The organism is Citrobacter sp. S-77, assembly GCF_963864895.1.
Taxonomy (GTDB): domain Bacteria; phylum Pseudomonadota; class Gammaproteobacteria; order Enterobacterales; family Enterobacteriaceae; genus Citrobacter; species Citrobacter murliniae.
Window position 1 is genome coordinate 4,557,117 of sequence record NZ_CAWLWU010000002.1, and the last position, 18,781, is coordinate 4,575,897.

General features: G+C 53.1%; 15 protein-coding genes and 1 riboswitch. Of the genes, 7 read left to right on the top strand and 8 right to left on the bottom strand.

Annotation, left to right across the window (positions count from 1 at the left end):
• Positions 1-22 precede the first annotated feature (22 nt).
• The 3 genes from AACS05_RS22360 to AACS05_RS22370 are packed head-to-tail and all read right to left on the bottom strand — an operon-like array spanning position 23 to position 4,958.
• Positions 23-1,147, bottom strand: coding sequence for an ABC transporter permease (locus tag AACS05_RS22360; protein WP_045448595.1), 1,125 nt, complete (start codon positions 1,145-1,147; stop codon positions 23-25).
• Positions 1,147-3,894 carry a ribosome-associated ATPase/putative transporter RbbA gene (gene rbbA, locus AACS05_RS22365; protein WP_045448597.1) on the bottom strand — a complete coding sequence of 916 codons (2,748 nt, stop codon included), beginning with the start codon at positions 3,892-3,894 and terminating at the stop codon, positions 1,147-1,149. The genes AACS05_RS22360 and rbbA overlap by 1 nt, the downstream gene beginning before the upstream one ends.
• A complete protein-coding gene (locus tag AACS05_RS22370) occupies positions 3,891-4,958 on the bottom strand; it encodes an HlyD family secretion protein (RefSeq protein WP_045448599.1) in 1,068 nt (355 codons plus the stop codon). The genes rbbA and AACS05_RS22370 overlap by 4 nt, the downstream gene beginning before the upstream one ends.
• A 411-nt stretch (positions 4,959-5,369) precedes the next feature.
• A riboswitch (M-box (ykoK) riboswitch) is annotated at positions 5,370-5,553 on the top strand.
• Between the two features lie 55 nt (positions 5,554-5,608).
• On the opposite strand from AACS05_RS22370, the gene AACS05_RS22375 reads away from it, so the two are divergent.
• Positions 5,609-6,622, top strand: a complete 1,014-nt coding sequence (locus tag AACS05_RS22375) for a magnesium transporter (protein WP_045448601.1) — start codon at positions 5,609-5,611, stop codon at positions 6,620-6,622.
• A gap of 37 nt (positions 6,623-6,659) precedes the next feature.
• Here the strand turns inward: AACS05_RS22375 and AACS05_RS22380 are convergent, their stop codons facing one another.
• Positions 6,660-7,853, bottom strand: coding sequence for an NAD(P)/FAD-dependent oxidoreductase (locus AACS05_RS22380; RefSeq protein ID WP_045448603.1), 1,194 nt, complete (start codon positions 7,851-7,853; stop codon positions 6,660-6,662).
• A gap of 229 nt (positions 7,854-8,082) precedes the next feature.
• Between AACS05_RS22380 and pitA the strand changes: the two genes are divergently transcribed.
• On the top strand, positions 8,083-9,582 hold the full coding sequence (pitA, locus tag AACS05_RS22385) for an inorganic phosphate transporter PitA (RefSeq protein WP_045448605.1): 1,500 nt from the start codon (positions 8,083-8,085) through the stop codon (positions 9,580-9,582).
• A gap of 72 nt (positions 9,583-9,654) precedes the next feature.
• Here the strand turns inward: pitA and uspB are convergent, their stop codons facing one another.
• The gene (gene uspB / locus AACS05_RS22390; protein WP_003023371.1) at positions 9,655-9,990 is read right to left on the bottom strand and encodes a universal stress protein UspB; all 336 of its coding nucleotides are present in this window, start codon (positions 9,988-9,990) and stop codon (positions 9,655-9,657) included.
• Between the two features lie 393 nt (positions 9,991-10,383).
• Between uspB and uspA the strand changes: the two genes are divergently transcribed.
• Positions 10,384-10,821, top strand: coding sequence for a universal stress protein UspA (gene uspA / locus AACS05_RS22395; RefSeq protein ID WP_003023368.1), 438 nt, complete (start codon positions 10,384-10,386; stop codon positions 10,819-10,821).
• A gap of 282 nt (positions 10,822-11,103) precedes the next feature.
• On the top strand, positions 11,104-12,576 hold the full coding sequence (gene dtpB / locus AACS05_RS22400) for a dipeptide/tripeptide permease DtpB (protein WP_045448607.1): 1,473 nt from the start codon (positions 11,104-11,106) through the stop codon (positions 12,574-12,576).
• A gap of 87 nt (positions 12,577-12,663) precedes the next feature.
• On the opposite strand, the gene AACS05_RS22405 is transcribed toward dtpB, so the two are convergent.
• Positions 12,664-13,167 carry an RrF2 family transcriptional regulator gene (locus AACS05_RS22405; RefSeq protein ID WP_045448609.1) on the bottom strand — a complete coding sequence of 168 codons (504 nt, stop codon included), beginning with the start codon at positions 13,165-13,167 and terminating at the stop codon, positions 12,664-12,666.
• 230 nt (positions 13,168-13,397) lie between these two features.
• Between AACS05_RS22405 and AACS05_RS22410 the strand changes: the two genes are divergently transcribed.
• Entirely contained in the window at positions 13,398-14,597 is a 1,200-nt protein-coding gene (locus AACS05_RS22410) for an NAD(P)/FAD-dependent oxidoreductase (protein WP_045448611.1), read from the top strand.
• Between the two features lie 50 nt (positions 14,598-14,647).
• On the opposite strand, the gene rsmJ is transcribed toward AACS05_RS22410, so the two are convergent.
• Both rsmJ and prlC read right to left on the bottom strand, forming a co-directional pair.
• Positions 14,648-15,409, bottom strand: coding sequence for a 16S rRNA (guanine(1516)-N(2))-methyltransferase RsmJ (gene rsmJ / locus AACS05_RS22415; protein WP_045448613.1), 762 nt, complete (start codon positions 15,407-15,409; stop codon positions 14,648-14,650).
• Complete coding sequence (gene prlC, locus AACS05_RS22420) at positions 15,410-17,452, bottom strand: oligopeptidase A (RefSeq protein WP_045448615.1); 2,043 nt, start codon at positions 17,450-17,452, stop codon at positions 15,410-15,412.
• A gap of 295 nt (positions 17,453-17,747) precedes the next feature.
• On the opposite strand from prlC, the gene AACS05_RS22425 reads away from it, so the two are divergent.
• Positions 17,748-18,590 (top strand): 23S rRNA (adenine(2030)-N(6))-methyltransferase RlmJ, encoded by an 843-nt coding sequence (locus AACS05_RS22425; RefSeq protein WP_045448618.1) that lies wholly within the window; start codon positions 17,748-17,750, stop codon positions 18,588-18,590.
• The coding region (locus tag AACS05_RS22430) for a hypothetical protein (RefSeq protein WP_223307018.1) at positions 18,521-18,781 on the top strand (261 nt) is incomplete at its 3' end. The genes AACS05_RS22425 and AACS05_RS22430, both read left to right, overlap by 70 nt.

Sequence of the window (18,781 nt, forward strand, 5' to 3'; positions counted from 1 at the left end):
ACGTCGGTTCTGTTTTCCGGCACTACGCCATTGTGCCAATCGTCTTTCTGAAACGCAGCAGTGCTATCAGGAAGAACGCGCAGCCGATCGCCAGTAACGTCAGGAATTGCGGCCAGACGATGCTGAACCCTGCGCCACGATAGAGTATCGCCTGTGCGAGACTGACAAAGTGGGTGGTCGGCATGGTCAGCATGATATCCTGCACCGCCTGCGGCATGCTTTCGCGCGGCGTAGAACCTCCAGAGAGCATCTGTAATGGCAGCAGCACCAGAATCATCAGCAACCCCAGTTGTGGCATTGAACGCGCCAGCGTGCCCATAAAAATGCCAATGGACGTTGTGGCAAACAGGCTCAGCGCCACGCCGAGCATAAACAATGGTATGGAGCCTTCAATCGGCACGCCGAGAACGCCTTTCACCATCAGCATCAACGACAGGCCAGAAACCACCAACACCACCAGCCCCATCGACCAGATTTTTGCCATCATTATCTCAAACGGCGTCACCGGCATCACCAACAGGTGCTCAATGGTCCCGTGTTCGCGCTCGCGGATCAGCGCCGACCCGGTGAGTACAATCGCCAGCATGGTGATATTGTTGATGATTGCCATTACCGCCCCGAAACGCGCGGGTTCCAGATTCGGGTTGAAGCGCATACGGATCTCCAGCCCGACCGGCGTCATACTGTTATCACGATAGCGAGCAACAAAGCTGTTCACCTCACCACTGATAATATTCTGGATATAGCTGTTGCCAGTAAATGCCTGGCTCATACGCGTGGCATCCACATTAACCTGTAGCTCTGGTTGCCGCCCTGCCAGCACATCACGCTGAAAGTTGGGGGGAATATTCACCGCAAAGGTATAACGTCCGGCATCAAGGCCAGCATCCATTTCATCCGCGGTGATCATTTCCGGCGGTAAAAACCATGGGCGATAAAAACTGTTCACGATACGGTTCGACAGTTGTGACTGGTCCATATCGGCAATAGCAATCGGCGCAAGATGCAGAGAACCCGGCAGAACCGTTGCAGAAGAGTAAACCGAAATGGTGAAGGCGAAGACAATCAGTGCCAGCATCGCCTTATCACCCAGCAGGCTGCGCAACTCTTTGACTCCGAGGTTATAAATATTGCGTAATCGGCGCATCACCCCTCCTGTTTTTTCAGCAGCAACACGCTCAGGCCAATCACCACCGGAATAGCGATCACCAGCGGAATAAACAACTGCCAGAGATCCATCAAATCCAGCGCTTTCGAAAACGTGCCGCGCGCAATGGTCAGAAAGTGGCTGGTCGGGTAAATTTCACCGATCCAGCGCCCCGGTCCTTCCAGCGACGCCACCGGATCGATCATCCCGGAAAACTGCGTTGCCGGGATCAGCGTAATAATCGCCGTACCGAAGATGGCCGCAATCTGGCTTTTCATAAACGTGGAGATCAGCAATCCCAGACCGGTAGCGATAGTGACATACAGCAACGCAGCAAGCGTCAGCGTCAAAAAACTCCCCTTATGTGGCACGCCAAAAACAAATACCGATAGCGCACACAACAGCAGAAAGTTCAGCATCCCCAGTACGATGTAAGGCAGTTGTTTACCGAGTAAAAACTCACTGCGGGTAGTGGGCGTGACATACAGGTTGATAATCGACCCCAGCTCTTTCTCGCGCACCACGCTCAGGGCGCTAAGCATCGAAGGGATCATCATCAACAGTAATGGGATCACGGCAGGAACAATCGCAGGCAGGCTCTTCACATCCGGGTTATAGCGATAGCGTGTTTCAATGGTCATCAGTCCGTTCTGCCCGCTGGCGTTTGGTTGACGCGCCATCACGTCTTGTAGCCAGGCCAGGTGCATCGCCTGTACGTAACCCCTCACCGTTTCGGCACGGCTGGGCATCGCGCCATCCACCCAGACACCAAGCTGCACCGGCGTGCCGCGTGCAATGTCACGACCAAAATTAGGTGGAATTTCTATTGCTACCGCCACCTCACCCGAGCGCATCCGTTTGTCCAGTTCGTCATAACTGGTAAGCGGCGGCTGCTCGATAAAATAGCGGGAACCAGACAGATTCAGCGACCACGCCTGGCTACTGACGGTTTGGTCACGATCGAGCACCGCAAAACGCAGGTTTTCCACATCCATGCTAATGCCGTAGCCCATAATCAACATCAGGATCACCGTACCCATCAATGCCAGTGTTGAGCGGACCGGATCGCGCCGTAGTTCGAGTGCTTCACGGCGGCTGTAACTGAACAGACGCCGCAGGCTAAATCCCTGACGTGGCGGCAAGCTACTCTCATGCTCAACCGGAGCATCTGCTGGCGGTAACTGAGTTTCAGGGGCCAGCCCTGCTGCTTCCTGTAACCAGGAGATAAACGCCTCCTCCAGACTGGCTGCACCACGCTGCTTCACCAGTTCCCGAGGCGTACCACTGGCGAGCACTTTTCCGGCGTGCATCAGCGACATACGGTCGCAGCGCTCCGCCTCATTCATAAAGTGGGTGGAAATAAAAATGGTTACTTTATCCTGACGAGACAAATCAACCATCAGTTGCCAGAACATATCCCTGGCCACCGGGTCAACGCCGGAGGTAGGCTCATCAAGAATTAACATTTCCGGGCGATGAATCACCGCCACTGCCAGCGACAGGCGCTGACGTATCCCCAGTGGTAACGCGCCAGGCAGTACATCTTCGACATCGGCCAGCGTAAAGCGCTCACTCATCTCTTTTACGCGCTCAGGGATCTCCGCTTCCGGAATGTGAAAGAGACGTGCGTGTAGTTCCAGGTTTTGCCGCACGGTCAGTTCGCTGTAGAGCGAAAAAGCCTGCGACATATAGCCCACCCGACGACGAGTGTCGATATTCTTCGGATCAACCGCTTGTCCGAACAACCACGCCTCACCCTCACTGGCTGGTAGCAGCCCGGTGAGCATCTTCATAGTGGTGGATTTACCGCAGCCGTTCGAGCCGAGAAAACCAAAGATCTCTCCGCGTGGTATGCGAAAATTAACGTGATCAACGGCAACAAAATTACCGAAGCGCATGGTCAGATCCCGCGCTTCGATGGCTATCTCTTCTTGTTCTGCGTGATAAGGCGGGATCACGACCGGTTTGTGCGCCTGACGCTGGGCTTCAGGTAACAGTGCGATAAACGCCTGCTCCAGCGTGTCGCTGTTGGTTTTTTCACGCAGGTGCTGTGCACTACCTGTGGCTAATACCTCACCCGCGTTCATCGCTACCAGCCAGTCAAAACGCTCGGCCTCTTCCATATAGGCAGTCGCGACCAGCACGCTCATGTTGGTCTGACGCTGGCGAATGCTGTTAATCAACTCCCAAAACTGGGCGCGGGAGAGCGGATCCACCCCGGTGGTAGGTTCATCAAGGATTAATAATTCCGGGTCATGAATCAACGCACAGCACAACCCCAGCTTTTGTTTCATCCCACCCGAGAGTTTCCCGGCAGGACGATCGCGAAACGGCGCCAGACCTGTGCTATCCAGCAGCTCTGTTATTCGCGCCTCGCGCTCTGCTTTATCATGGCCAAACAGGCGTGCGAAAAAATCGACGTTCTCATACACCGACAGCGTGTGGTACAAGTTTTTCCCCAACCCCTGAGGCATCCAGGCTATGCGCGGGCAGACATCGCGGCGGTGCTTCGGGTCACGCATGTCGCCGCCCAGCACCATCACGTTGCCGCGTTCAATAACCCGAGCGCCGGAGATGAGGGACAGTAAGCTCGACTTACCCACACCGTCCGGGCCAATCAACCCCACCATGCAGCGGGCGGGGATATCCAGCGTGATATTGTTCAGCGCTACCGTTGCCCCGTAATGCTGACTCACGCCGTCAAGGTGCGCCACGGGAGGAACGGGAACCAGCGCCAGTTGCGTCATTGCGGTAACCTCACCACCAGATCATCCGGCCAGGCACGACTTTCATCAAGACGTACCCAGGCCATGCCCGGCAGCCCGGTTTTGACGTATTCCAGATGCTGCTGTAACAGCTCCGGTGGGATGCGGGCTTTTACACGAAACATGAGTTTCAGCCGTTCATCGCTGGTTTCGACCGTTTTTGGCGTAAATTGCGCCACGCTGGCAACAAAGCTGATGGTTGCCGGAATACGCAGATCGGGCGCGGCATCCAGTACCAGACGCGCTTCACCACCAATTTTTAGCAGACCAGCCTGTTCAGTAGGCAGGAAAAACGTCATGTAGACATCGCTGAGATCGACCATATTCAGCACCCGCCCACCGGCTGAAAGCACTTCACCCGGTTCAGCTACGCGGTACTGCACGCGACCATCGCGCGGAGCCTTAAGCTCGCTATCATCGATATCTGCCGCAATCCGTCGTTCGGTTGCCTGCGCAGCTTCAACACGAGTTTGCGCCTGAATAATGCTGGTGCGGGCTGCTTCAATAGCCGCTTTCGCCGCAGAGACCTGTGCCTTTGATGATTCCAGCGCAGCCCGCGCGCTTTCGGCAGAGGCACGATCGTCATCCAGTTGTTGATCAGACACCGCTCCACGTTGTGACAGCGAACGGGAACGAATATGACGTTTAGAGACCGACTGCAGTTCCGCCTCGCGCTGCTTTACTACCGACTGCGCGGCGCGCATTTCACTTTGCCGCTGTTCCAGCAACGCGCGCGCCGCCGCAACGGCACTTTCTGCCTCTTTGATTTGCGCGACCGCTTCCAGCCGCTGCTCGTGTAGCACGCGGGTATCCATTTTCGCCAGCACCTCGCCCTGGCGAACGAACTGCCCTTCCGACACGAGGATCGTGTCAATACGCCCGGCAATCTTAGTGGCTATATCTACTTCGGTAGCTTCAATTCTGCCATTACTGGCAGCAAATCCTTCCGGTACTCCCGCCGGACGTAGCATCCACCATACTATCGCGGCGGCCACCACCAGGAGGCCTGCCCCCCACCACACCAGATGACGCTTAATTTTATCCATATTCGACCCGCTATAATCCCTGTTACCAAACGATGCGTGTCACAAAGACCACTGAACAGCTATTCAGCGGGAGATTCCATCCGGGATGAGAAGGAATGAAAAGTAAAGGCCAGACGGTGGACAGGCGTCACGACAACGCTCACCGCAAAGGAAGTGAATGACGAAGATGCTGTGAAATCGGGTAGTAATGTTGTCATCATCAGCGTTCCTGGCCGGAAATGAAACACGCATACTCATAACTGCTATCTATTGAATACTAACACCTGGATTCGATATGTCTATTCGGTTGTAGTTTCCAGTTCTGCTCTACCGCGCTCCGACTCAGAAAATATTCCGTATATCAACGATTGATAAACAAACGTAACTATAAACATAATCAATAATTAGACATCCCTATAATAGCGGCTCATTTACCGATCTCGTTATGGCGAGGCTCCTGCACAAATATAAGTTACCGCCCTGCTGGTATCGAGAGAGACCACTCAGGGAAATACAGGCATCCATCGAATCAAGGTGTTGCCAAGGTAACTTCTGACGATCTCACCATCGGACAGATACGTTGTTCAGTGCTAAAACCAGGACGTAGGGATCTGCCTGTGCTAATCCTGTCTTGTTCGCCCCTATGAGAGCTTTTTATAGGGAATTACACCATGTCATCTATGCAACTCTGCGCCGCCCATCTTCCTGAGCCGGATTTTAATGGCGATGCCATCGCGCAATATATGCGTACCGATTTTATTACCCTGCCGGATCATCTCAGCGTGAACGGCGCCCGCGAATACTTTGTCTCACAGCTCACGACGGATGATATTCCTGGTCAGGTTTTTGTGGTTGCAGGGAAAGCGCTACGCGGGGTGTTATCCGTCAAGCGCCTGCTGCAGGAAAAAGATACGTCGCTGAACATCAACCATATTATGGACAGCTGTCTGTTCCATGTTAAGCCTGATGATGAACGGGCAATGGTCGTTGCCGAGCTAGCCGAGCGTGAACTCGATCTGGTTGCTGTAGTTGAGAAAGGCGATCTGGTCGGCTGTCTGATGGAAAAAGAGATAGCCCATCTACAGGAGGATGATGTTACCGAAGACGTACAGCTTCAGGGAGCGACACTGCCGCTGGAGAAACCCTATCTGGAAATTAGTCCGTGGACATTGTGGAAAAAACGTTCGGTCTGGCTCCTGCTGCTGTTTGTCGCGGAAGCCTACACAAGTAGTGTAATTCAGCACTTCGAAGAGGCGCTGGAATCAGCGATCGCGCTGGCCTTTTTTATTCCGTTGCTAATTGGTACCGGCGGAAACAGCGGTACACAGATCACTTCGACGCTGGTACGTTCAATGGCGCTGGGAGAAGTGCGGCTACGGGATATGGGCCGGGTGATCCGCAAAGAGGTTTCAACTTCCTTGCTGATCGCCCTGACACTAGGTCTGGCAGGCTGCATACGCGCCTGGATGATGGGCATCGGCATGGAAATCACACTGATCGTCAGCCTGACACTGGTCTGCATTACGCTGTGGAGCGCCGTGGTGTCATCAGTGATCCCAATGTTGCTCAAGCGTATTGGCATTGACCCGGCCGTCGTATCCGCGCCGTTTATCGCCACGCTTATCGACGGTACCGGGTTGATTATCTACTTTAAAATTGCCCAGTATTTTCTTGGCCTGAACTAATATAGCGCCCGGTAACTCAGGTTATCGGGCATCACATTCACGCAGACGCCAAATCCTGCGCACACGCCCAGGCGCTCGACCATGCCCACTGGAAGTTATACCCGCCCAGCCAACCAGTGACGTCCATCACTTCACCGATAAAATAGAGACCTGGTACTTTACGCGCTTCCATCGTACGTGATGACAGCTCATTGGTATCCACGCCGCCCAGCGTGACTTCCGCCGTGCGATACCCTTCTGTGCCGTTTGGCTGCACGCGCCATTCGGTCAGGGTTTCCACCAGTGCCTGCTGATCGCGCACGTTAAGCTGTTTCAGCGTCACATCCGGAAGTTGCCCTAACTGCTGCAAACACTCCACCAGACGTTTGGGCAACTGCATCGCCAGTGTGTTCTTCAGGCTCTGATTAGGGTGTGCGCTACGCTGTTCGTCGAGGAAAGCCTCAAGGTCTACATCGGGCAACAAATTAATGCTGACAAATTCACCTGGCTGCCAGAAACTGGAAATCTGTAAAACCGCCGGACCTGAAAGGCCACGGTGCGTAAAGAGCAGGTTTTCACGAAACACAGTGCCGTCTTCAGCGGTGATAACGGAAGGTACAGACACGCCAGAGAGCACCTGAAGCTGCTCCAATAGCGGCTTGTGCAGCGTAAAAGGCACCAAACCTGCACGCGTCGGCAGCACGTTCAGACCGAACTGTTCAGCAATTTTATAACCAAACGGCGAAGCGCCAAGACCCGGCATGGATAGCCCTCCGCTCGCAATAACCAGCTTTTTCGCACTGACCGTCATGCCGTTCAGCAAAATCTGGAAGCCGTCATCATCACGCGCTACGCTCAGGACTTCGCTACGTAACCGCATTGTAACGTTACCTTTTTCGCATTCTGTCACCAGCATATCGACAATTTGCTGAGCAGAGTCGTCGCAGAACAACTGACCGAGCGTTTTTTCATGCCAGGCAATGCCGTGTTTGCCGACCAGATCGATAAAATCCCATTGCGTATAGCGAGCCAGCGCTGATTTGCAAAAATGCGGGTTTTGACTCAAATAAGCCGCCGGCTCCACATAAAGATTGGTAAAGTTACAGCGCCCCCCGCCAGACATGAGGATCTTGCGCCCAGGCTTTTTACCATTATCAATCAGCAGTACGCGACTACCTGCTTGTCCTGCCTGCGCGGCACAGAACATACCCGCTGCGCCAGCGCCTATAATAACGGTATCAAACCTTTCCACGTTGCGATCCTCTCTAAAAAGCGGGCGTGAATTGTAAAGATTCCTCAGTGGTCGCACCAGCACCAAACTATCAATAATAGGTATTTATCTGAATTCTATAGGATAATTCTTTAGTGGTGTAAAACAAAGCAGGAGATATATCAAAAAAACTCTATATTTCACTTTGCCCGCGCCGCCAAAGTCACTGATAATGCGCCGCGTTCATGTCCTCAAAATGGCGTAACGTCCTATGCTACATTTGTTTGCTGGCCTGGATTTACATACCGGGCTTTTACTATTGCTTGCTCTGGCTTTTGTGCTGTTCTACGAAGCAATTAACGGCTTCCATGACACAGCAAATGCTGTCGCAACCGTGATCTATACCCGTGCAATGCGTTCGCAATTGGCGGTTATCATGGCTGCGGTATTCAACTTCTTTGGTGTTTTGCTGGGTGGTCTCAGCGTAGCTTATGCCATCGTGCATATGCTGCCAACGGATCTGCTGCTCAACATGGGTTCCTCACATGGCCTCGCCATGGTGTTCTCTATGCTACTGGCGGCAATTATCTGGAACCTCGGTACCTGGTACTTTGGTTTGCCAGCATCCAGCTCCCACACGCTGATTGGCGCGATCATCGGTATTGGTTTAACCAATGCGCTGATGAACGGCACTTCGGTGGTGGACGCACTTAACATCCCGAAAGTTATCGGTATCTTTGCCTCGCTTATCGTCTCGCCGATTGTCGGTCTGGTGGTTGCAGGCGGCCTCATTTTCATTCTGCGTCGTTACTGGAGCGGTACTAAAAAACGTGCTCGTATCCACCTGACGCCAGCGGAACGTGAAAAGAAAGACGGTAAGAAAAAACCACCTTTCTGGACGCGTATCGCACTGATCCTCTCTGCTATCGGCGTGGCGTTCTCTCATGGCGCGAACGACGGACAGAAAGGCATTGGTCTGGTGATGTTGGTACTGATTGGCGTAGCGCCTGCAGGTTTCGTAGTGAATATGAACGCCTCCGGTTACGAAATTACTCGTACCCGCGATGCTATCAATAACGTCGAAACCTTCTTCCAGCAGCGTCCTGATCTGCTGAAGCAAGCCACTGGCGTAGATCAGCTCATTCCGTCGCCGGAAGCTGGCGTGCCAACGCAAGCTAACGAGTTCCATTGCCACCCGGCAAATACCATCAACGCGCTTGAGCGTGCAAAAGGTATGCTGGCGAATCTGGAAACTTACGACAAGTTAAGCGTTGAGCAGCGCGGACAACTGCGCCGCATTATGCTGTGCATCTCCGATACCACCGATAAAGTGGTTAAGCTGCCTGGCGTAAGCGCTGACGACCAGCGTCTGCTGAAGAAACTGAAAACCGACATGCTGAGCACCATCGAGTATGCGCCTATCTGGATCATTATGGCCGTTGCTCTGGCTCTGGGCTGCGGTACGATGATTGGCTGGCGTCGTGTGGCGACCACTATCGGTGAGAAAATTGGTAAGAAAGGCATGACCTATGCTCAGGGGATGTCGGCGCAGATGACTGCCGCTGTCTCTATCGGTCTCGCCAGTTATACCGGTATGCCTGTTTCCACCACCCACGTTCTCTCCTCTTCTGTTGCGGGTACGATGGTTGTTGACGGTGGCGGCTTACAGCGTAAAACAGTGACCAGCATTCTGATGGCCTGGGTCTTTACCCTGCCTGCGGCGATTATTCTTTCTGGAGTGCTGTACTGGCTCTCCCTGAAGCTTATCTAAGCGAATGCACAGTAAAAAAGCGGGCCAGGAAACTGACCCGCTTTTTTTATATCTGCCGTAGAGTGACGTGGCTTAGTGCCAGATTATCAACGCAACCATACTGATTAATACCAGGCCGCATAACGCGCTGGTGAGAATGAACTGACCGCGAACCCGCTCACAGCGGCGTATAAATTCATCATCATGATGATCACGGTAGCGCTGCGCGTAGATATACCACACCAGCCGCATCTGCTTATTGGGTTGCCCATGCGAGGTAAAAAAGCCGCCTCCATCTACATACTGGTAGAGCAATGGATCGCAACCACGAAGTACGACTAACAGTGCGCGCAGCGAAGAAAAATAGCGCGCCATATTAACAATGCAAACGACACATAAAGCCCAGAATAATGCAATGGTGCTTATCATATCCCCTCCCCGGCGACCCGCCCACGGAACTCCTCTCCGGGGCTACCGCTACCCGATACCCTGCCAAACCATTCAGTGAAGAGTGCTACCGAAACCGCTCGTGTTTGTATCTCGTATCCGAACGCCTCTCTAGATAGTGTAGGAGATTAGTTAATTTTTTTGCCAGAAGGTTAATCACTATCAATGCAATTAGCTGAAAAATTTGTTTAACTAATTGGCAATCAAGGCGGATTGACGGATTATCCCGGTCGCTATAATGTAAGGATAGTCCTTAAATGGTACGTCTTTACGACTGGGCTAGCCCCGCGCACAACGTTCGCAGGACGCGGATGACGCGGCGGCAAATGAACGCCAGAAGGCTAGTCATCGACAACTTATGGAAGGAGTAACACTATGGCTTATAAACACATTCTTATCGCGGTTGATCTTTCTCCGGAAAGTAAAGTTCTGGTTGAAAAAGCGGTCTCTATGGCGCGGCCTTACAATGCAAAAGTCTCCCTTATCCACGTTGACGTAAACTATTCCGATCTGTACACCGGGTTAATCGACGTGAATCTGGGTGATATGCAGAAACGTATTTCTGAAGAAACTCATCACGCGTTAACCGAGCTGTCCACCAATGCTGGCTACCCTATCACCGAAACCCTGAGCGGTAGCGGCGACCTGGGTCAGGTTCTGGTTGATGCCATTAAAAAATACGACATGGACCTGGTCGTTTGTGGTCATCACCAGGATTTCTGGAGCAAGCTGATGTCCTCCGCACGTCAACTGATCAACACCGTTCACGTCGACATGTTGATTGTTCCGCTGCGTGACGACGAAGAAGCATAAAATGCTTGCCGCCGGGAAGTAACCCGGCCTGCTGCAAACATTTACGCCTGTAAGCGCCCGCCTCTGCGGGCGTTTTTGTTTTTATCCTTTCGGCACTTATCAGTACATCAACCCAACAAATAAATCATAATTAGTGTGATCAACTAATTGGATCGAAAACTATCTCTATAATAATCTACTCTCGCGGCTAATCTCCGCAGTCTATAACAAAATAAGACTTTTTCGGCGCGTTTTAGCATACGCGTTCATACTTTTCGGGATGGCTTTGAAAGGCGAAGGAATATGAATACAAGTGCACCTACGGGCTTGCTGCAGCAACCTCGTCCGTTCTTCATGATCTTTTTTGTAGAATTATGGGAACGATTTGGCTATTACGGCGTTCAGGGCATCCTGGCGGTTTTTTTTGTTAAGCAACTCGGGTTCTCCCAGGAACAGGCGTTTATCACCTTCGGTGCGTTTGCCGCATTGGTGTATGGCCTAATCTCCATTGGCGGCTATGTCGGCGACCACCTGTTAGGGACAAAACGCACGCTGGTTCTCGGTGCTATTGTGCTGGCAATTGGCTACTTCATGACCGGGATGTCACTACTCAAACCCGATCTGATCTTTATCGCGCTGGGTACTATTGCCGTAGGCAACGGGCTGTTTAAAGCTAACCCGGCAAGTTTGCTGTCAAAATGCTATCCCCCAAAAGATGCCCGACTGGACGGCGCCTTCACCCTGTTTTATATGTCGATTAACATCGGTTCGTTGCTGTCGCTGTCGCTGGCACCGGTAATTGCCGATAAGTTTGGTTACGCCGTTACCTATAACCTGTGTGGTGCCGGACTTATCGTCGCGCTGCTGGTCTACTTTGCCTGCCGCGGGATGGTGAAAGACATTGGTTCTGAGCCAGACCATAAGCCGCTGGTATTCCGCAACCTGCTCTATGTGCTGGCCGGTACGGTGGTAATGGTGTTTATCTGCGCGTGGCTGATGCACAACGTTAAAATCGCTAACCTGGTACTGATCGTTCTGTCGATTGTTGTGACTATTATCTTCTTCCGCCAGGCATTCAAACTGGATAAAACCGGACGCAACAAGATGTTTGTGGCCTTTATTCTGATGTTGGAAGCGGTGGTGTTCTACGTTCTGTATGCGCAGATGCCGACGTCACTGAACTTCTTTGCCATCAATAACGTACACCACGAAATCCTGGGATTCGCCATCAACCCGGTTAGCTTCCAGGCGCTGAACCCGTTCTGGGTCGTTCTTGCCAGCCCGGTACTGGCAGCGATTTATACCCGTCTGGGTAACAAAGGCAAAGACCTGACCATGCCGATGAAGTTTACTCTCGGTATGTTCTTGTGCTCACTGGGATTCCTGACCGCCGCCGCCGCCGGCATGTGGTTTGCTGATGCACAGGGCCTGACATCGCCGTGGTTTATCGTACTGGTGTACCTGTTCCAGAGCCTGGGTGAGTTGCTGATTAGCGCCCTGGGACTGGCAATGGTCGCCGCACTGGTGCCGCAGCATCTGATGGGCTTTATTCTTGGGATGTGGTTCCTGACGCAGGCAGCAGCCTTCCTGATGGGGGGTTACGTTGCGACGTTCACCGCAGTACCGGAAAACATCACCGACCCGTTACAGACATTACCTATCTACACCAACGTGTTCAGTAATATCGGTCTGGTAACGCTGGCAGTCACAGTGGTGATGGCGATTATGGTGCCGTGGTTGAACCGGATGATTAATACGCCAAGCACCGAACAATAATACTCAGTGCCGGATGGCGGCTATCGCTTGATCCGGCCTGTATTCAACATGCCCGATACACCTTTCGCTATCGGGCATTTCCAACCGTTATCCTTTGCGCGCGTCAATCCACTCCTGCACTTCAATGACAAAAGTGTCCGGCGCTTTGCGGTACATCTTGCGGGCCAAATCCAGAATTGTGTGCTGGCCGAGCGCTTCTTCCATCCGCTGCTGAGCCATATCCATCACTGAACGCACACCGCAGATCCCTTCACATGCCCACTCTGGCGGTTGCTCGTCAAATACCGCCAGTCTTTGGCGTATTTCACGGCATTCAAAAATGCGCTTATCGCCATCAATCGCGTTTACCACATCCAGCACCGTAATATGTTCAGCTGGTTTGGCGAGCTGAAAACCGCCGCCCTTACCCTCGATACTGCGCACCAGGCCCGCTTTCGACAGGCGGGTAAATATCTTGGCCAGATAGTCATACGGCACACTTTGCAATTCAGCAATTTCCCGAACGCTCATATCCCGCACGTCGCCTCTACTGTCGACCATACACATCAGGCTATGAATGCCGTACTCAACCCCGGAACTGTAGAATGCCATTATCTTATCTCAGCCAAAATTAATCTGAGTTATTGTAGCTTTTTCAACTGAATCTTGCCATAGACCGCGTACACACGCGCTGAAACTAAAAAATAAATAATATAAATATCAAATAAATAGTTGCATTTAAGTACCTTGTTCTCTTCATATTTTGCAAATCGCATTGCATTTAATAACTACGACCAATAAAATCCGAGTAAATAAATCGTGATGACCAGTGAGAAAACCGAATGCGTAAACAAATTCTGATCGTAGGCGCCGGCTTTGCCGGTATGTGGGCAGCGCTGAGTGCCGCGCGCCTGGCAGATAAACACCAGCAATCCATTGATATAACAGTTATTGCACCCCAGCCAGAGCTGCGTGTTCGCCCCCGTTTTTATGAAAACAACGTCCAGACGCTGGTCGCACCTCTGCAACCGCTGTTTGACGTAACTGGCGTAAAATTCCTCAGCGGCACAGTATCTCAGTTGCTTGTGCAATCAAAAGAGGTGAGCTGGACAGATGCGGCTGGCAACACGCAACTGCTCGGCTACGACCGATTGATTCTGGCAAGTGGCAGCCAGGTAAACCGTTCAATGGTCGCTGGAGCGGCTCAGCACGCTTTTGACCTCGACCAGCTGGAAAGCGCAGCCGTACTGGAGCAACACCTGAATGATCTGGCACATCAGCCAGAAAGTGAGGCACGCAATACCGTAGTAGTGTGCGGCGGCGGTTTTACCGGCATCGAAATGGCGCTGGAGTTACCTGGCCGTCTGCGAGAAATTCTTGGTGCCGATGCTAAGACCAGAGTTGTCGTAGTTGAACGAGGCGCACAACCAGGCGCTCGCTGGAGCAAAGCGTTGCGCGATGTGATTGCTGAAGCCTCCGCTGAGCTGGGTGTAGAGTGGCTGGTAAATGCAGAGGTCGAAAGTGTGGATGCTTCTGGTGTCACACTGAAAGACGGGCAAACTATCGGTTCACACACCGTTATCTGGACGGTCGGTGTGCAGGCAAACGGTTTGACGGCGCAAATTGACGCCCCGCGCGATCGCCAGGGTCGTCTGCACGTAAATGCAAATTTGCAGGTGGTGGGACATGACGATATTTATGCCACTGGCGATGTGGCGTACGCCGCCACCGATGACAAAGGCAATCATGCCTTAATGACCTGTCAGCATGCCATTCTGCTGGGCAAATTTGCCGGTAACAATGCCGCAGCAAGCCTGCTCGACGTGCCGCCGCTGCCGTACCGCCAGGAAAACTACGTCACCTGCCTGGATCTTGGCGCATGGGGTGCGGTGTATACCGAAGGTTGGGATCAGCAAGTGAAACTGACCCGCGCAGAGGCGAAGAAGTTAAAACTGTCGATCGTCAGCGAGCTGATTTATCCGCCGAAGGCTGATAAAGCGGTCGCGTTTGAGATAGCCGATCCGCTGGCACCGTTTGTGTAATCGGAATTGCCGGATGCGGCTAACAACCTTATCCGGCCTCTACACGCTACTTAACCATGAATTGACGGCGTTCCGGCGTAAATATCAAACCGGTGTCCTTTGGTCACCACTGCGTTGGGAGTTGCGACATCTGCAAGCGGTGGGGCGTAATCCGGGCGCTTCACCACCACGCGTTTGGTGGCAAGCTGGCGAGCAGGCTCCAGCAGGCCATCAGCGTCTAAATCCGGACCCACCAGCGACTGAAACACGCGCATCTCTTTTTTGACCAGCGCGCTTTTCTGCTTATGCGGGAACATCGGGTCAAGATACACAACCTGCGGACGTGGAGTGATATCGGTTAGCGCCGTCAGACTGGATGCGTGGATCAACTGCAACCGTTCCTGCAGCCATGGACCAATCTCAGCATCGGCATAGCCACGCGTCAGACCATCGTCGAGCAGCGCCGCAACAACCGGATTGCGCTCCAGCATCCGCACACGACAGCCAACAGATGCCAGCACAAAAGCATCACGTCCCAGCCCCGCCGTGGCATCCACCACATCCGGCAAATAATCACCTTTAATGCCGACCGCCTTTGCCACCGCTTCGCCGCGTCCCCCGCCAAATTTGCGCCGATGGGCCATCGCCCCACCGACAAAATCCACGAAGATGCCGCCAAGTTTTGGCTCATCACGTTTGCGCAGCTCCAGATGCGACGTCGTCATCACCAGCGCCATCAGATTGTCTTCATCCTGCTCCAGTCCCCAGCGGGTAGCCAGAACAGATAAGGCGCCGTTTCCGGCGCCCGTCTCATCAATTAAGCAGATCTTCACTTACGCTTTAATACCATAGTGTTCAAGCATCGCATCCAGCTCCGGCTCACGGCCACGGAAGCGTTTGAACAGCTCCATCGGTTCTTCAGAGCCGCCACGAGTCAGAATATTATCGAGGAACGACTGACCGGTTTCACGGTTGAAGATCCCCTCCTCTTCAAAACGAGAGAAAGCATCTGCTGCCAGCACGTCTGCCCACAGATAGCTGTAGTAGCCCGCCGCATAACCACCCGCGAAAATATGACTGAAGGCGTGCGGGAAACGACCCCAGGCTGGCCCCGGAACAACGGCAACCTGCTTTTTGATCTCTGCCAGGGTTTCGAGAATTTTCGCCCCTTGCTGCGGATTAAACTCGGCGTGCAGGCGGAAATCGAACAAACCGAACTCCAGTTGGCGCAGAATGAACAACGCTGCCTGGTAGTTTTTCGCCGCCAGCATTTTATCCAGCAGCTCTTTCGGCAACGGTTCGCCGGTTTCATAATGGCCGGAGATAAACGCCAGCGCTTCCGGCTCCCAGCACCAGTTTTCCATAAACTGGCTCGGCAGTTCGACCGCATCCCACGGCACACCGTTAATACCGGAAACACCTGCAGTTTCGATGCGGGTCAGCATATGGTGCAAGCCGTGGCCGAACTCGTGGAACAGGGTAATCACTTCATCGTGAGTAAACAGCGCCGGTTTGCCATTAACCGGACGGTTGAAGTTACAGGTCAGGTAAGCGACCGGTTTTTGCAGCGTGCCGTCGGTTTTACGCATCTGGCCAACGCAGTCGTCCATCCACGCCCCGCCACGTTTGTTTTCACGCGCGTAGAGATCAAGATAGAAGCTGCCGCGTAGCTCATTGTTTTCGTCATACAGTTCGAAGAAGCGCACTTCTGGATGCCAGACATCGACGTCTGAGCGCTCTTTAGCGGTAATGCCGTAAATGCGCTTAACCACCTCGAACAGGCCGTTAACGGCTTTGTTTTCCGGGAAGTACGGGCGCAGTTGCTCATCGCTGATGCTGTAAAGGTGCTGCTTTTGCTTCTCGCTGTAGTACGCGATATCCCACGGTTGCAGCTCATCAACGTCAAATTCAGCTTTGGCAAAAGCACGCAACTGGGCCAGCTCTTTTTCACCCTGCGGACGCGCGCGTTTCGCGAGATCTGTCAGGAAGTCGAGCACCTGCTGCGGGTTTTCCGCCATTTTGGTGGCGAGTGATTTATAGGCGTAGCTGTCAAAACCCAACAGTTGAGCCAACTCGTGACGCAACGCGAGGATCTCTTCCATGATCGGGCTGTTGTCCCATTTACCCGCATTTGGCCCCTGGTCAGAAGCGCGGGTTACATAGGCGCGGTACATCTCTTCGCGCAACCCCTGGTTGTCACAGTAGGTCATCACCGGCAGGTAGCTCGGGATATCCAGCGTCAGCAAATATCCTTCCTGCTCTTTGGCTTCTGCCTGCGCTTTCGCGGCAGCCAGCGCACTTTCAGGCATTCCTGCCAGCGCTTTTTCGTCGGTAACAAGTTTCGTCCAGCCCATGGTGGCGTCGAGAACGTTGTTGCTGTACTGGTTGCCCAACTCAGACAGACGCGTGGCTATTTCGCCATAACGCTGCTGTTTTTCCTTCGGTAAACCGATACCAGAAAGCTCGAAATCACGCAGCGCGTTATCGACAGCTTTTTTCTGTGCAGTATTCAGAGAGGCGTAATGAGCACCATCTCGCAAATCACGGTACGCTTTGTACAGACCTTCGTGTTGCCCAACCCAGGTGCTGTATTCGGACAACAGTGGTAGCGTCTGTTCGTAGGCTTCACGCAGTTCCGGGCTGTTTTTCACCGAGTTCAGATGGCTTACCGGAGAGAAGATACGCCCCAGTACATCGTCCACTTCCGCCAGTTTTTGGCAGAGATTTTCCCAGGTGTACGGTGCACCCTGCGCAACCACTCGCTCAACGTTTTCACGGCAATCATTCAGTGCCTTAGTCACTGCAGGCACAACATGCTCAGGCTGAATTTTGGAAAACGGCGGCAGTTCGAAGGGCGTCAGTAATGGATTTGTCATATGCACAGTCCTGGTTAAAAAAAGGAAACGAAACGCTCAGGCGTTTTCGCGGGATGACGACGCCAAAGCATCTTATCCGACCTACAGGTATCACCATTTGTAGACCGGATAAGGCGTCAGCCGCCTTCCGGCGCGTAATACTCAGTAGAATGGGGTTAAGTGTAGAGGATTTCAATGCCGGGCGTGGCGGAAAAACGCCCGCTGGCGCTTAGCGATCGGGCCTGCGGGTAATCTGTACCGTTCTACTGTAAACTGTGGCAAATCGTTTATTATATTACCTGGAATACGTTTACCCATGCTCAGTTATCGCCATAGCTATCACGCTGGCAACCACGCCGACGTCCTTAAACACACGGTTCAGAGTCTGATCATCGAGTCACTCAAAGAGAAAGAAAAACCGTTTCTCTATCTGGACACCCATGCTGGCGCTGGCCGTTATCAGCTGAGCGGTGAACATGCCGAGCGTACTGGCGAGTATCTGGAAGGCATCGCCCGTATCTGGCAACAGGACTCCCTCCCGGCTGAACTCGAACCCTATATTTCCGTCGTGCAACATTTCAACCGTAGTGGTCAGTTGCGCTATTACCCAGGATCTCCGCTGATTGCCCGCCAGTTGCTGCGCGAACAAGACAGCCTGCAATTAACTGAACTGCACCCGAGTGATTTTCCGCTGCTGCGCTCCGAATTCCAGAAAGACGAGCGTGCCCGCGTAGCCAAAGCTGACGGCTACCAGCAGTTAAAAGCAAAATTACCGCCGGTTTCCCGTCGCGGGTTGATCCTTATCGATCCACCGTACGAAATTAAAACCGACTATCAGGCCGTGGTTACCGGCATCAATGAAGGCTATAAGCGTTTCGCAACCGGCACCTATGCACTGTGGTATCCAGTGGTCCTGCGCCAGCAAATCAAGCGTATGGTGCACGATCTGGAAGCCACCGGCATCCGCCGCATCCTGCAGATTGAACTGGCGGTTCTCCCGGACAGCGATCGGCGCGGTATGACGGCTTCCGGCATGATTGTGATTAACCCGCCGTGGAAGCTGGAGCAGCAGATGAACAGCGTGCTACCGTGGCTGCACAGCAAACTGGTTCCGGCAGGAACCGGGCATACTTCGGTAAGCTGGATCGTGCCGGAGTAATCGCAGCCATCGGTGGAACCTTTCGATTTCAGGTATACAATCGCGAATATTTTGGCGGATGGCGAAACGCTTCTCCGCCCTACAATGAACATGAAGGAGCGGTCATGACCAAACACTATGATTACATCGCTATCGGCGGCGGCAGCGGCGGAATTGCCTCCATTAACCGCGCGGCAATGTACGGCCAAAAA